12 protein-coding genes are annotated in these 13,910 nt (G+C 65.0%); 9 read left to right on the forward strand and 3 right to left on the reverse strand.

The features are described 5' to 3' along the window. The first annotated feature begins 378 nt into the window (after positions 1 to 378). The 4 genes from AXW67_RS15185 to AXW67_RS15200 all read left to right on the forward strand — a co-directional run bounded on the left by AXW67_RS15185 (position 379) and on the right by AXW67_RS15200 (position 5,787). A complete protein-coding gene (locus AXW67_RS15185; protein WP_063678532.1) occupies positions 379 to 1,422 on the forward strand; it encodes a medium chain dehydrogenase/reductase family protein in 1,044 nt (347 codons plus the stop codon). A gap of 153 nt (positions 1,423 to 1,575) precedes the next feature. After that, the gene (locus AXW67_RS15190; protein WP_063678533.1) at positions 1,576 to 2,100 is read left to right on the forward strand and encodes a Spy/CpxP family protein refolding chaperone; all 525 of its coding nucleotides are present in this window, start codon (positions 1,576 to 1,578) and stop codon (positions 2,098 to 2,100) included. A gap of 363 nt (positions 2,101 to 2,463) precedes the next feature. Continuing rightward, a complete protein-coding gene (locus AXW67_RS15195) occupies positions 2,464 to 3,618 on the forward strand; it encodes an acyl-CoA dehydrogenase family protein (RefSeq protein WP_063678534.1) in 1,155 nt (384 codons plus the stop codon). A gap of 201 nt (positions 3,619 to 3,819) precedes the next feature. Further along, positions 3,820 to 5,787: a methyl-accepting chemotaxis protein gene (locus tag AXW67_RS15200; RefSeq protein WP_063678535.1), complete on the forward strand. Its 1,968-nt coding sequence runs from the start codon at positions 3,820 to 3,822 to the stop codon at positions 5,785 to 5,787. Positions 5,788 to 5,829: 42 nt separating this feature from the next. Here AXW67_RS15200 and AXW67_RS15205 read toward each other — a convergent pair whose 3' ends face one another. Further along, the gene (locus tag AXW67_RS15205) at positions 5,830 to 6,168 is read right to left on the reverse strand and encodes a hypothetical protein (protein WP_063678657.1); all 339 of its coding nucleotides are present in this window, start codon (positions 6,166 to 6,168) and stop codon (positions 5,830 to 5,832) included. Positions 6,169 to 6,554: 386 nt separating this feature from the next. Further along, complete coding sequence (locus AXW67_RS15210) at positions 6,555 to 8,675, reverse strand: putative bifunctional diguanylate cyclase/phosphodiesterase (RefSeq protein WP_063678658.1); 2,121 nt, start codon at positions 8,673 to 8,675, stop codon at positions 6,555 to 6,557. A gap of 547 nt (positions 8,676 to 9,222) precedes the next feature. Here AXW67_RS15210 and mepA point away from each other — a divergent pair. From mepA to modC, 5 genes are all read left to right on the forward strand, one after another. After that, positions 9,223 to 10,167, forward strand: coding sequence for a penicillin-insensitive murein endopeptidase (gene mepA / locus AXW67_RS15215; protein ID WP_063678659.1), 945 nt, complete (start codon positions 9,223 to 9,225; stop codon positions 10,165 to 10,167). 225 nt (positions 10,168 to 10,392) lie between these two features. Continuing rightward, positions 10,393 to 10,899, forward strand: coding sequence for a hypothetical protein (locus tag AXW67_RS15220; protein WP_063678536.1), 507 nt, complete (start codon positions 10,393 to 10,395; stop codon positions 10,897 to 10,899). A 273-nt stretch (positions 10,900 to 11,172) separates the two neighbouring features. Next, the gene (gene modA, locus AXW67_RS15225) at positions 11,173 to 11,958 is read left to right on the forward strand and encodes a molybdate ABC transporter substrate-binding protein (protein WP_063678537.1); all 786 of its coding nucleotides are present in this window, start codon (positions 11,173 to 11,175) and stop codon (positions 11,956 to 11,958) included. A 13-nt stretch (positions 11,959 to 11,971) separates the two neighbouring features. Beyond that, positions 11,972 to 12,667: a molybdate ABC transporter permease subunit gene (modB, locus tag AXW67_RS15230; protein WP_027553533.1), complete on the forward strand. Its 696-nt coding sequence runs from the start codon at positions 11,972 to 11,974 to the stop codon at positions 12,665 to 12,667. 2 nt (positions 12,668 to 12,669) lie between these two features. Further along, complete coding sequence (modC, locus tag AXW67_RS15235) at positions 12,670 to 13,332, forward strand: molybdenum ABC transporter ATP-binding protein (RefSeq protein ID WP_063678538.1); 663 nt, start codon at positions 12,670 to 12,672, stop codon at positions 13,330 to 13,332. A gap of 227 nt (positions 13,333 to 13,559) precedes the next feature. On the opposite strand, the gene AXW67_RS15240 is transcribed toward modC, so the two are convergent. Then, complete coding sequence (locus AXW67_RS15240; RefSeq protein WP_063678539.1) at positions 13,560 to 13,820, reverse strand: PepSY domain-containing protein; 261 nt, start codon at positions 13,818 to 13,820, stop codon at positions 13,560 to 13,562. Positions 13,821 to 13,910 lie beyond the last annotated feature (90 nt).

The following is a 13,910-nucleotide window of genomic DNA, read 5'->3' on the forward strand; positions in this document are numbered from 1 at the left end:
TTTGTTTAAATCCGCCGACGCTACGCGCTCCGAAATCCAATTCAGCCGCGGAAGCTCTCAATCTCAAAAACAAATCTCCAAACGCGATCCGCGATCCGAATTCTCGTCTCGGGGATCATCGGGGACTTAGATTCAGGCGCACCGCGGCACAATTGCAAAATGCGTATGGGTAACATCATAGGGAGTTCCAATTTCCGGGACGTGGCAAACGCCGCGGCGATTTCGCAGTCTGCTGGGGGCCTGGCAGATTTGAGCCAGGTCAAGGTGGAACTTCAGGCTGGCCATATTCTAGATGCTTGCCGACGTGGCGATGTAAAGGTGTCGAGGAAGTGTGCCCGCGTCCTTGCGCTGGATTGCGACATTGCAAGTTGATCGCCCATGATGGAGCCGCGCAATCGCGTTGTTCAAGTCAGCCGCTTCGGTGATCCCGAGAGGCTGGAGGTGGTCGACGCTCCGCTGCCGACCGCCGGCCGGGGCGAGGTGCGGGTGCGGGTCCTCGCGTCGAGCCTCAACTACACCGAGGTGTTGATCAGGCGTCATCTATACCCGCAAACGATGCGCCTCCGGCCGCCGTTCGTCATGGGCTACGACGTGGTCGGGGAGATCGATCAGCTCGGCGAAGGCGTGCGCGACTTTCAGATTGGCGAGCGCGTGGCCGACATGACGGTGGTCGGGTCAAACGCCGACTATCGCACGCTGCGGGCGAACGACGTGGCTCGTGTGCCGGTGGGCGTAGACGCCGCGGAGGCGGCCACGCTCATCTTGAGCTGGACGACCGCATATCAGCTTCTTTACCGCGCCGCCCGAGTCCAGCGAGGTCAGCGCGTGCTCGTGCACGGCGCCGCCGGCGCCGTCGGCCAGGCGTTGCTCGTGCTCGGGAGACTGGCCGGCCTCGAGCTGTGGGGCACCGCGCGCGGCGAGCACATGGCGCTCGTCCGAGAGCTAGGGGCAACGCCGATCGACTACGAGCATGAGGACTTCACACGGGTCCTGCCGGGAGGGTTCGACGTCATCGTCGACGGCGTTGGCGAAGACGGCTATCGCCGCTCATACGCGGCGCTCAAGCCAGGCGGTCTGCTCTGTGCCATCGGCTTCTCGGCGAGCGTGCAGGCACAGCGTCGCATGCTTCCCATCGTGATGGAGATCGCGCGCCTTTACTTGTGGAGATTGCTGTCCGGCAGCAAGCGGGCCCGCTTCTACTCCGTAAATGCAATGCGGGCGCGGCATCCCACCTGGTTCAAGGAGGACCTCGAGCGGCTGTTCGGGCTTTTGGCAAAAGGTGCCATCCGGCCGCGCATCGCCGAGCGGATCTCCTTCGACCAGGTCGCCGATGCTCACCGCCGCCTCGAGGCCGGCGGCCTCGAGGGCAAGCTCGTGTTGTGCCCGAATCTCTCGTCGCGACACAACCAGCGCGCCGCCTGACACCGCGCGCGCAAGCTACTGCGGGCGTCCAGAAGCTCCGTCAGTACGCACCAAAAAACTTCTCCGGCTCCTTTGATTTAAGTCAACTGAACCATACGGTGCGTGACCACTTTTCGGTCTGCTTTGGGGGCCTCTTATCCAGGGAGATCGCCGATGTTGAAGATCGTCGTGGCCGGTACAACCGCACTCTTCCTTACCGCATCCTCGATTGCCAACGCCCAAAACGCGCAAACCTCTGCTCCCGCGTCTCCGGAACGCTTGAATGCGACCGACCGGAACAATCTGACTGACATGAGGATTGATCTCGTGAAGGCCGCGCTGCAGTTGACACCCGACCAGGAAAAGCTTTGGCCGCCTGTAGAGAGCGCTATTCGTGCCAGGGCGGAGGATCGAAAGGCGCGTATTGCAAAGATTCAGGAAACGGTGGGTCGACGGGCCGACGAAAGCCGTGTCGAAGCGATGCGCAATCGTGACCCCATCGCCTTTTTGCAGCGACGGTCCGAAGCATTGGCTCAACGATCAGCCGATCTGGATAAGCTCGCCGAGGCGTGGCAGCCACTCTACAAAACGCTTGGTCAAGAACAGAGGCAGCGCTTGGCGGCCCTCGCGATCTTTGTACTGCACGATATGAGTGAGGCCGTAGATCGGCGTCGTGCGCTGTCCGAGGACGAGGACTGACGCAAGACAGTTCCGTTCCCAAGGCCCAAGGCCGGTTTGCCGCGTATGCACCGACCAGAGTGCGCGGGGTCACATCGGCTTTGGGTCGTTCTCGATGGATCCATAGGGAGTACGAGCTGGCTGTGCCCGCTTTGCTCCAAAACTTTCGTGTAGCCCGGATGGAGCGGAGCGCAATCCGGGATGATTGCATTCGCTGAAACCAGAGCCCCGGATTTCGCTGCGCTTCAACGATGCTGCAGCGATCCCGGCGCGTCTGTTGGCGCGAGCCCGGAATGACGGGGGCGCCACCTTGATCCTGCCCACCAAATAGACCACCATCGTGCTTCTTATCGCTCGCGACAGAATGGGCGAGGAAACGCGCGCATGGACGCAACTCCGGGGGTTAGCCTCGTCGAGCGGGCACGGGCACTTGCACCGCTGATTGCGGGCGAGGCGGATGAGATCGAGCGGACGCGGCGGCTGACGCCAGCCGTCGTTTCAGCGCTGATCGAGAACGGGCTTTATCGCGCGCTGCTGCCGCAGAGCCTCGGCGGCGCCGAGGCTGCGCCCGACGTTTTCATGCAGATGCTGGAGGAGATCGCGAAGGCGGATGCGTCGGCCGCGTGGTGTCTCGGCCAGTGCAGCGTCTGCGCGATGATCGCCGCTTCGCTCGACCACGACACCGCACATGAGATTTTCAATACGCCGCCCGGCATCCTCGCCTGGGGCGCGATCGCGCATGAGGCGCGCGCGGTCGAGGGCGGCTATCGCGCCACCGCGCGCTGGGATTTTGCCTCGGGCTCGCGCCAGGCGAACTGGCTGGGCGCCCACGTCCGCATCCTCAGCGGGGACGGCACGCCGCGCAGGCATGCCGACGGCTCGCCGGAGGTGCGCACCATCCTGTTTCCGGTTGCGAGCGCGACGCTCCACGACGTCTGGAACGCGATTGGGCTCGCCGGCACCGGGACTGATTCCTATGAAGTGCGTAACCTCTTCATCCCCGAGCGCTTCGCGACGTTTCGTGATGTGCCCCAGGCTTTGCGCGAGCCGGGGCCGATCTACAGGCTCGGCACCGGCTCGGCCTTCAGCCTCGGATTTGCCGCGGTCTCGCTCGGGGTGGCACGCGCCACCCTCGAGGCCGCCATTGCGCTGGCGCGCGGAAAGCATCAGTCGCTCGCCGCGAGCGCGATGCGCGACAATCAGGCCGTCCAGGGCCTGATCGGACGCACCGAAGGCGATCTTCGCGCGGCCCGCGCCTATCTCTACGCGACGGCGAACGCGATGTGGCGTGACCTCAGCGCGACCGGCGAGTTCAGCAATGCACACCGCACCGCGGTCCGGCTGGCCGCGACCTGGACCATCCATCAGTCGGCCAGGGTGGTCGACGCCGCCTATCACATGGCGGGCGCGACCGCCGTGTTCCGCAGCAATCCGTTCGAGCGACGATTTCGTGACATGCACGCGATCGCCCAGCAGATCCAGGCGCGCGACACGCATTACGAGGATGTCGGCAAGTTGATCCTGGCCGAGGGCCGTTGATCCGGGCGGATGAAACTGCGGCGCTTCGTCTCGCGATACGCGGAATGACCAACTTCTCCATGCGCATTACTGCATTGAGTCATGCAAAAGCATGGTAGCGGCTCCGTTGAATCACGGGGGCCGGGCCGCGTTTGTTGTTAAGCATTTTCTGAGACCTTTCCGCAAAACCAAGATCAAGATCTGGAATGCCGGGAATTTTCGATGCCCAAGATCAAGTCGATTGCCGCTCGCCTGATTCTCGCCATCGCGCTCACCGTTGCGGTTGCCTGCGCCATCCTCTCCGGCTTTTCGATTACCCAGCAGCGGGCGTTGACACGGCTCGCGCTCGATCAGCAGCTCAAGCTGCAATATGAAAGCGTGATCGCGGCGATCGACTATGAGGGGCGCGCCGCGCTGGCGGTCTCGTCCGCGATCGCGGCGCTGCCGCCGGTCGGCGACGCCATCGCCAAGGGCGACCGCGACAGCCTGCTCACGCTGCTCGGCGACGCCAACAAGGCGCTGAAGGCGCAGGGCATTCCGCTCATCACCTTCCAGCTTCCCCCGGCGATCTCCTTCTTCCGCGTCCACACCCCCAAGAGCTTTGGTGACGACGTCTCCGCCCGCCGCGCCACCGTGGTCGAGGCCCTCAAGACCGGTCGCCCGATCGTCGGCGTCGAGCCGGGCCGGGAAGCCCTCGGCATCTTCGGCATGACGCCGATCGTCCGCGACGGAAAAAACCTCGCCAATGTCGACGTCGGCGCCGCCTTCGGCAAGGAATTCGTCGACCGCGCCAAGAAGCGTTTCGGCATCGATCTCGCCGTCTACTCCGTCGACGGCCAGTCGCTGAACAAGCTGTCTTCGACTTTCGGCGACAACGCAATCGCCAGGCCGGACGAATTGAAGGCGGCGATCGACGGTCCGCCGCTGCTGCGGGAGGCCGAGCTCGACGGCCATCCTGTCGAGGTCTATGCCGGACCGATCAAGAACTATGCCGGTCAGCCGGTCGGCGTGCTCGAAATCATCAAGGACACGACCGAATATGAGGCCGCGTTCGCCACGGCGGAGCGCAATCTGATCCTCGGCACGGTCGCGATCCTTGCGGTCGCGATCCTGCTGGCGCTGCTGCTCGGACGCGGCCTGTCGCGGCCCCTCACAGCGATCACCGCGGTCATGAACCGGCTCTCGAGCGGCGACACCAGCGTCACCATTCCCGGCAGCGAGCGCCCGGATGAGCTCGGCACCATGGCCAAGGCGGTCGACGTGTTCCGCCGCAACATGCTCGAGGCGGGCACGCTGCGCGAGGCGCAAGAGGCTGCCAAGGCCAAGGCGGAGATCGAGAAGCAGGCGCTGCAGCGTCAGATGGCCGATCGCTTCGAAGCCGACGTCAAGGGCGTGGTCGCAGCGGTGGCCAAGGCGACCGAGGGGATGCAAAATGTCGCCGGCGAGATCACCACGAGCGTCAACGGCACCTCACAGCGCGCATCCGCCGCGGCAACGGCCTCCGAGGAAGCCTCGACCAGCGTCAGCGCCGTCGCTGCGGCGACCGAGGAACTGGCGTCGTCGGTCAGCGAGATCGGCCGTCAGGTCACCCATTCCAGCCAGGTCGCGAGCGGCGCGGTGGTCAAGGCCACCGAGACGACGGAGATGGTCACGAGCCTCGCCAGCGCCGCCGAGCGCATCGGCGACGTGCTGCGCCTGATCAGCGAGATCGCAAGCCAGACCAATCTGCTGGCGCTCAACGCCACGATCGAGGCGGCCCGCGCCGGCGAGGCCGGCCGCGGCTTTGCGGTCGTTGCGTCCGAAGTGAAAGAACTGGCCAGCCAGACCGCGAAGGCGACCGACGAGATCGCGAGCCAGGTCACGGCGATCCAGGCGGCGACCGGCAACTGCGTCACCGCCATCTCCGGCATCAGCGACACCATCCGCGAGATCAGTGGCATCGCCACCACCATCGCGGCGGCCGTCGAGGAGCAGGGCTCGGCGACACGGGAGATCGCCCGCAGCGTGCAGCAGGCCTCCGCCGGCACGACCGACGTCTCGGCCAATGTCGCCGGCGCCAGCCAGGCCGCAGATCAATCGCGTGCGCTCGCCGGCAATGTCATGGTCGCATCGGGTGAGCTCGGCCAGCACGCGTCGGCGCTGATGAAGAGCGTGGATACGTTTCTGGCGGGTCTGCGCGACGCCGCCTAGCGGCGCGCGTCGGCGCGCGAGAGTTATGCGGACGCTTCCAAGCTAAGGACGCCCGCCGCGGTACGCGATCTGGCGATCAAGTCGCACCACATTTGTGGGCTCGCCGGAATCGTTCGCCAATCTCGGCGCGCGACGACGCAGGAGGAAGGAAACACCGCAAAGCGTCCCCTTTCTCCACACGACACGGCAGATGAAGATTCCGGAATGACCGTCGAACGACAGCACAAATTCGTTGGCAAATATGTAGTACGGCGCGGAGATGCAGGCCCCCAAGGCGTTCATATCGCGCACCATGCATGGATGAGGCCCACGAATTTCATCAAATGACAGCAGCGCCGCCCGGTTGATCGGTATGCGCTTCATGGCACGACGTTCGATCATGACGAGACGCTCCAAATGAGAAGGCAACTTCCCATCGAACGACCGCAGCGATTGCGATCGCGCTTTACGGAGTCAGTTTCCCGGTCCCGCCGACGTCCAGAAAATGGCCGCGCTGCAACGTTGATCTGCGCGGTTTACGCTAACAAGCAGCATTATTGTCTTATTAAAATTGAATCAGAGTTGGTGGTTAATTCCGACGCTTGACCACACTTACTCGATCACCTCGTCGCTACTGGGATCGCTCACCGTCACTCCCGCCATCGGTTAGCGCGGAGCGCATGGCGTGGACCGCAATTCCCGCTACGACAGCCGTGATAAAGAGCCCGAAAAAGCCAATTACAATTGCAAGTGCGCGCGTCAACGTCCTGGAGGTGGACGTCCAGACGCTAGGCCACTAAGGCTGCGTCGTCGCCGTCGATCCCGCGCTGCGCTGCCAGCAAGCTGATGATCTCGGCGTTGGGCCGGGCCTTGCTGAACAGAAAACCCTGTCCCTCGTCACAGCCTTCGGCGCGGAGGCAGCTCAACTCGGCCTCGGTCTCGACGCCTTCGGCGGTGATGGTGACCCCCAGGCCCTTGCCGAGGCTGACGATCGAGCGGATGATCGCCTGCGCCTCGCGGTTGGCGCCGAGATCGCGCACGAAGGACTGGTCGACCTTGATCTTGTCGAAGGGGAAGCTGCGCAAATAGCTGAGGCTGGAATAGCCGGTGCCGAAATCATCCATCGAGATGCGCACGCCGAGCGCGCGCAGCGCATGCAGCGTCGCCAGCACCTGGGCACTCTTCTCGAGCAGCAGCGTCTCGGTGATCTCGAGCTCGAGCCGCCGCGGCGGCAGGCCAGACTGCTTCAGGGCGTCGGTCACGATCGAGAGCAGATTTCCGCTGCGGAACTGGAGCGGCGACAGATTGACGGCGACACGGACGTCGTCCGGCCAGGTCGCAGCATCCAGGCAGGCGCGGCGCAGCATCAATCCGCCAAGCGGATTGATCAGCCCGGTGTCCTCGGCGACCGGAATGAACTCGGCCGGCGAGACCATGCCACGCTCCGGATGCGGCCAGCGCACCAGCGCCTCGAAGCCGGTGATGCGTCCGCTCGAGAGATCGACCAGCGGCTGGTAATAGGGCCGCAGCACGTCGTTCTGGATCGCATCGCGCAGCTCGACCTCGATCTTGCGGCGGCTTTGCGCCCTGGCATCGAGCGCGGCCTCGAAGAACGCGAATGTGCCGCGGGCATCGGTCTTGGCACGCGACAGCGCCATGTCGGCGCTCTTGAGCAGCTTCTCCGAATCATCGCCGTCGCCGGGCGCCATCGTAATGCCGATGGAGGCGCCGATCACCACGGAATGACCGTCGAGCAGATAGGGATCGGCGATGGCCTCGAGGAGGCGCTTCGCCAGCATCACCGCGTCCTCGGGGCGCGTCAGCCCGCTCTGCACGATCGCGAACTCGTCCGAGTTCAGCCGTGCCAGCGCATCCTCCTCGCGCAGCGTCGAGCGCAGCCGCTTGGATACGCCGCGCAGCAGCTTGTCGCCGATCGCATGTCCCAGCGTGTCGTTGACCGCCTTGAAATTGTCGAGCCCCAGCATCAGCACCGCGACCTTCTCGGCGCTGCGGCGCGTGTGCAGCAGCATCTCGTCCATCTGCTGGCGCAGCAGGTTGCGGTTCGGAAGGCCGGTCAGCCCGTCATGCTGGGCCATGAAGGCGAGTCGCGCCTCTGCGCGCTTGCGCTCGGTGATGTCCATCAGCGCGAGCAGCACCGCGGGCCGCTCGGCATAGGTCAGCTCGCGCGAATAGATCGCAAGGTCGATCAGCGCGCCGTCGGCCTTGACGTGCTTCCAGGTGCGGGCGGCCTGCTCCTCGCTGGAGCGGTCGGCGGTCCAGGGCGGCTGGCTGTCGAACGCCTGCAAGGACCGGATCGTGAGCTTCTCGAACTCGGCGCGGCTGTAGCCGTAATGGGCGACCGCGGCATCGTTGACGCCGAGGATGCGCTCGTCGTCGCGTGCGCAGACGATCATGGGAACGGGATTGCCATCGAACAGCAGACGGAACGAGGCCTCGCGCCGCTTCAATTCGGTGATGTCGACGCGCAGGCCGACGACACCTCCGTCGTCGGTCAGCCGCTCCTCGATCAGGATGACGCGGCCATCGGCCAGCTTCTGCTCATGGCGTCCGCCCGGTTGATAGAGCTTCTGCAACCGCTCGGCGATCCACTCGTCCTCGTGGCCGATCGCCTCGGGATAGTCGCCGCGCGCGACGCCGATGCGCAGCGTATCTTCGAGGCGCGCGCCTTGTTCGAAGAGATCGGCGGTCTTGCTGTAGATCTCGGCGTATTTCCTGTTCCAGAGAACGTAGCGGCCTTCGGCATCGAGAAAGACGATGCCCTGCGGCAGGATGTCGATCGCCTGGCGCAGGCGCTCATGGGACTTGCGCGCGTCCGCGATCGCGGTCTCCGCGCGGCTGCGCATGAGTTCGTCGATCTCGACGGATGAGCTTTGCGGAGTTGGCGCAATCGCGCCGGTCGTGCGCGTGCGCCTGCCGGTCCAGGCCGACCGCTTTCGTTTTCTTGCTTTTCGAGACCCCAAACTCAACGTCACACGCCCCACTCGCGCCCAGCGACCGCAAGTCTTCAGGCAAGTGTCTGAAAAAACAGTAATGTTCGGCAGCCTCGGCAACGGTGCGCGTGCTCTTACGCTGACGAGGCGGCAGCTCTTTGCCCGTTTGCGAGGCTCGGCAGCCTCATCCAGCGCACGAAGCTGATCCCTTCGTCGCAATCGGAGAGCGAGATGACGCAAAAACACGCTCTTCACATGAACCAATTCCGAAGAGGCGCCCTCTTGTATGCAGAACGCGGCCGCTTCTCGCCCAACGCACGAATTTTTGTCAGCGCAGGACAGGGTTATCGCGACGTTAAAATGCGGTCCTGCGGACTGCGACTTTCGGCGAGGTGAGTTGGAAATGTGGATCGTGGTGTTGCGCGCAAGCTCGCGCTGGACCAGCGCGAACAGGGTCGCACTCATTCTTAACCCTGACGCAGTGTTCGGCTATAACAGCATCAGCATGAGTCCCCGCCGCATCACCCCTCTCCTGCTCCTGTTGGCTCTCCTGCACGCCGGCGCCGCGCTGGCCCAGGACAAGGGCAGCGTCGCTCCGAAGCCATTGCCGCCGCTCGCCAACCCCAACGATCCCAAGCTCGGCGCCAAGGAGCTGTTCGCGCGCAAACTCCTGCCCTCGACCGGCCCCGCGCATGTGATCGGCAACTACGCCAAGGGCTGCATCGGCGGCGCCGCGCAGATGCCGCTCAACGGCGACAATTGGCAGGTGATGCGGCTGTCGCGCAATCGCAACTGGGGCCATCCCGACATGATCGCACTGATCAAGCGACTCGCGGCCAGGGCGCACAGGGATGCCGGTTGGCCCGGCATCCTTGTCGGTGACATCGGCCAGCCGCGCGGCGGCCCTGCATTGTCAGGCCATGCCAGCCACCAGATCGGCCTCGATGCCGACATCTGGCTGACGCCGATGCCCGACCGCCGGCTCTCGCGCGAGGAGCGCGAGGAGATGTCGGCGGTGATGATGGTGCGCGAGGACCGGCTCGACATCGATCCGCGCGTGTTTACGCCCGGACATGTGCAGGTGCTGCGCGACGCAGCGCAGGAGCCCGCCGTGCAGCGCATCTTCGTCAATGCCGCGATCAAGAAGGCGCTGTGCCGCGAGGCCAAGGGCGACCGCTCCTGGCTGTCGAAGATCAGGCCCTGGTGGGGTCACGACTATCACTTCCACATCCGCATGCGCTGTCCGCCGGGCGCGACCGAATGCGAGGGACAGAAGCCACAGTCCGAGGACGAAGGCTGCAAGCCCGCCGACCTCGACTACTGGTTCAAGGACTCGGTGCTGCACCCGAAACCGCCACCGATCCCTCCCAAGCCAAAGCCGCCAATGACGCTGGCGCAGATGCCCGCCGCCTGCAAAGCCGTGCTGCGCGCGCCGGATGCGAAGCCGTAGCATACATCTGCACGCTGCCGCCAACCCACGGCTGTCGTCCCGGACAAGCATAAGCGCAGATCCAGGATGACGAACTAGAGAGTTGGTTCGCACCGCGCGAATGCGCTAGGATCGGCTTGCCGCTCCGCCGTAAGCCGGGCGGGCCTGTCGGGATGCGCCTCCCGCTGTTCAACAAGCCTGACCGCAAGCCCCGCGTCTTCCGCGCGGCCAACGATGAGACCTGACATGCGCGCCCTCACCATCCTCGCTGCGCTCTCGCTCGGTGCGACCTCCGCTCTGGCGGCCGAAGAACCGAGCGGCTGCGACAAGTTCAAATGGCCGATCGAGCGCGAGCGCGCCGCGCTCACCGCGCCGGACCGTGCGAAGCTGGTGTCAGGCAGCGAACAGGTGGCGCTGCCGTCGTCCGCCGTCACGCTGACGCTGGTCGCACCCGCGGACGCCAAGCTGCCGACGCCCCCGGAGCGTGCGCCGAAGGAGGGCACCTTTGCCGGCTTTGCGAGCTTCAAGACCGCGCCCAAGGCGGGGCTTTACACGGTCAGCCTCTCGGCCGGCGCCTGGGTCGACCTGGTGCAGGATGGGCATTTCCTCAAGCCCGTAGCGTTCAGCGGCGCGACCGATTGCGACGGCATCCGCAAAACCATGAAATACGAGCTTGCGGCGCAGCCCTTCGTGCTTCAGATCAGCGGGGCCAAGGACAATGCGGTCTCGATCGCGATCCTGCCGACGCAATAGGCCCGTTACGCTGTTGTTTGCGCATGATCTTTTCGGAAAACCGCCGCGCACTTTGCGCGCACGCGGCCCCTTCGGGTGCGGATCATGCGTTAGACAAACGGTCGCCTTTGCCCTAAAGCCTCGGCCTGCTATCTTCGCATATGCGATATCCCCGTCGGCCGTAAGCCGTTGCGGGGACCCGTGGAACAGCGCTTCCGCCCGTCGCAATGCATGACCCACCCAACGCTAGATCTGCGCGTGCGATTGCGCGCGATCTCGCACGGAGCGCACCCCATGTTTCGTATTGCCGGACTTTTCACCGCTTTCGTGATCCTCGCGGGCGCGAGCCTTTCGCCCGCCGCCGCCGAGGACAAGACCATCACCGTGTTCGCCGCCGCCTCGATGAAGAACGCGCTCGACGAGATCGACGCCGCCTACACCGCCAAGACCGGCATCAAGTTCAGTGTCAGCTATGCCGCGAGCTCGGTGCTCGCCAAGCAGATCGAGCAGGGCGCGCCGGCCGACGTGTTCGTTTCCGCCGACACCGACTGGATGGACTACGCCGTCAGCAAGAAGACCATCAACGAGCCGACCCGCGTCAACCTGCTCGGCAACAGCATCGTGCTGATCGCGCCGAAGGACTCAGAGATCAACAACGTCACGATCGCGCAGGGCTTCGACCTCGCAAAGCTCGCCGGCGATGGCAAAATCGCGACCGGCGACGTGAAGTCGGTGCCGGTCGGCAAATATGCCAAGGCCGCGCTGGAGAAGCTTGGCGCCTGGCAGGCCGCGGAGCCGAAATTCGCCATGGCCGAGAGCGTGCGCGCCGCGCTGACGCTGGTGGCGCGAGGCGAGGCCGTGCTCGGCATCGTCTATTCGACCGACGCCAAGGTCGAGCCCGGCGTCAAGATCGTCGGCACTTTCCCGGCGGACTCGCATCCCGCGATCATCTATCCGGTCGCGGCGACCACGACCGCGAAGCCGGAGACCAGCGACTATCTCGCCTTCCTGCGCTCGTCGGCGGCCAAGACCATTCTGGAGAAATACGGCTTCAAGTTCCTGGTCAGCCCGACAACCTGATGTTTGCGGCTTGATGTCCGAGATCACGCCTGCGGAATGGACGGCGATCCTGCTCTCGCTCAGGGTCGCCGTCATCGCGACGCTGGTGGCGACGCCGTTCGGCATTGCGCTGGCATGGCTGCTCGCCCGCCGCGACTTCTGGGGCAAATCGGTCATCGATGCGCTGGTGCACCTGCCGTTGGTGCTGCCGCCGGTGGTCACCGGCTATCTCCTGCTTCTCACCTTCGGCCGCCGCGGCCTCGTCGGCGGCTTTCTCGCCGATTATCTCGGCATCGTCTTCGCCTTCCGCTGGACCGGCGCGGCGCTTGCCTGCGGCGTGATGGCGTTTCCGCTTCTGGTGCGGCCGATGCGGCTGTCGATCGAGGCGATCGATCGCCGGCTCGAGCAGGCGGCCGAGACCCTGGGCGCCGCGCCCTGGAAGGTCTTCTTCACGGTGACGCTGCCGCTCGCGCTGCCCGGCGTGCTGGCCGGCATGGTGCTCGGCTTCGCCAAGGCGATCGGCGAGTTCGGCGCCACCATCACCTTCGTCTCCAACATTCCCGGCGAGACCCAGACGATTTCGTCGGCGATCTATTCGCTGATCCAGACGCCCGATGGCGACGCGGCCGCGGGCCGGCTCGTCATCATCTCGATCGTGCTCGCGCTCGGTGCGCTGATCGCCGCCGAATGGTTCGCCCGCCGCGCCACCGCGCGGCTGCATGGAAACTGACCATGCTGCGCGTCGACGTCGAAAAACGCCTTGGTGAGTTCTCGCTGCACGCATCCTTCACCAGCGAGGGACGCGTCACCGGCCTGTTCGGCGCTTCCGGCGCCGGCAAGAGCTCGCTCGTCAACATGATCGCCGGCCTCTTGCGTCCGGACCGCGGCACCATCGCGATCGACGGCGACGTCGTCGACGATACCGCGGCGGGCATCCATGTCCCGACCTATCGCCGTCGCATCGGCTATGTTTTCCAGGACGCGCGGCTGTTTCCGCATCTCGACGTCGCGCAGAACCTCGACTACGGCCGTCGCATGAACGGCCTTGCGCTCGATCCCGCGCAGCACAAGCGCATCGTCGACCTGCTCGACATCGGCGCCCTGCTCGATCGCCGCCCCGGAAAACTCTCCGGCGGCGAACGCCAGCGCGTTGCGCTCGGACGCGCGCTGCTGTCAAAGCCGCGCCTGCTGCTGCTCGATGAGCCGCTCGGCGCGCTGGACGAAGGCCGCAAGCTCGAGATCCTGCCCTACCTGGTGCGGCTGCGCGACGAGGCCAATGTGCCGATGGTCTATGTCAGCCACGACGTCGCCGAGCTGCGCCAGCTCGCGACGCAGATCGTGATGCTGAAGCAGGGTCGGGTGACCTCGTTCGGCGGGGTGAAGGTGTTGTCGTGAGGGCGGTGGCTGGCTAGAGGCAATCTGCGGGCCCCACTCGCAGCCGTCGTCCCCGCGAACGCGGGGACCCATAACCACAGGGAAAAATTGTGGCGCGAGACTGGTAACCACGAGCCTTCGTCCAACTACTCCCTGTGGTTATGGGTCCCGGGCTCGCGCTTCGCGCGCCCCGGGACGACAGGTGAGAATGACGCTATTTCATCGCGTCATTCCGCGATCATGAGGGCCTACCACCCGCGCTCGACGTTGCGCACGTCGCCGGTCCTGGCGTCGACATAGACCTCCATCCAGCGACCGGTGCGGTCGCGGCCGTCGATCTCCCATTCGTCGCCGAGAAAGTTCGTGTGCGAGACCGTCACAACGCCGATGTCGGTCGCGACATCGAGCGCGACCTGCATCGAGATCTGGTCGCCTGTGTCATAGGCCATCGCCGGCACGGCCGATCCGAGGCCGATCGCGACAATGGCTGGCAAGATGAGTTTTCGCATGGACTGCTCCTGTCACATAGGTTGACCGTTATGCGGCTAAGAACGAGCCGCACGGGCATGCGTTCCGGTTGCAACCCTCAGGGAACAGCG

Source organism: Bradyrhizobium neotropicale (assembly GCF_001641695.1).
Lineage (GTDB): Bacteria > Pseudomonadota > Alphaproteobacteria > Rhizobiales > Xanthobacteraceae > Bradyrhizobium > Bradyrhizobium neotropicale.

Excerpts from the sequence above, each read along its gene's own strand:
- AXW67_RS15185 (WP_063678532.1), top strand. The coding sequence starts at position 379 with ATGATGGAGCCGCGCAATCGCGTTGTTCAAGTCAGCCGCTTCGGTGAT.
- AXW67_RS15190 (WP_063678533.1), top strand. The coding sequence starts at position 1,576 with ATGTTGAAGATCGTCGTGGCCGGTACAACCGCACTCTTCCTTACCGCA.
- AXW67_RS15195 (WP_063678534.1), top strand. The coding sequence starts at position 2,464 with ATGGACGCAACTCCGGGGGTTAGCCTCGTCGAGCGGGCACGGGCACTT.
- AXW67_RS15200 (WP_063678535.1), top strand. The coding sequence starts at position 3,820 with ATGCCCAAGATCAAGTCGATTGCCGCTCGCCTGATTCTCGCCATCGCG.
- AXW67_RS15205 (WP_063678657.1), bottom strand. The coding sequence starts at position 6,168 with ATGATCGAACGTCGTGCCATGAAGCGCATACCGATCAACCGGGCGGCG.
- mepA (WP_063678659.1), top strand. The coding sequence starts at position 9,223 with ATGAGTCCCCGCCGCATCACCCCTCTCCTGCTCCTGTTGGCTCTCCTG.
- AXW67_RS15220 (WP_063678536.1), top strand. The coding sequence starts at position 10,393 with ATGCGCGCCCTCACCATCCTCGCTGCGCTCTCGCTCGGTGCGACCTCC.
- modA (WP_063678537.1), top strand. The coding sequence starts at position 11,173 with ATGTTTCGTATTGCCGGACTTTTCACCGCTTTCGTGATCCTCGCGGGC.
- modB (WP_027553533.1), top strand. The coding sequence starts at position 11,972 with ATGTCCGAGATCACGCCTGCGGAATGGACGGCGATCCTGCTCTCGCTC.
- modC (WP_063678538.1), top strand. The coding sequence starts at position 12,670 with ATGCTGCGCGTCGACGTCGAAAAACGCCTTGGTGAGTTCTCGCTGCAC.
- AXW67_RS15240 (WP_063678539.1), bottom strand. The coding sequence starts at position 13,820 with ATGCGAAAACTCATCTTGCCAGCCATTGTCGCGATCGGCCTCGGATCG.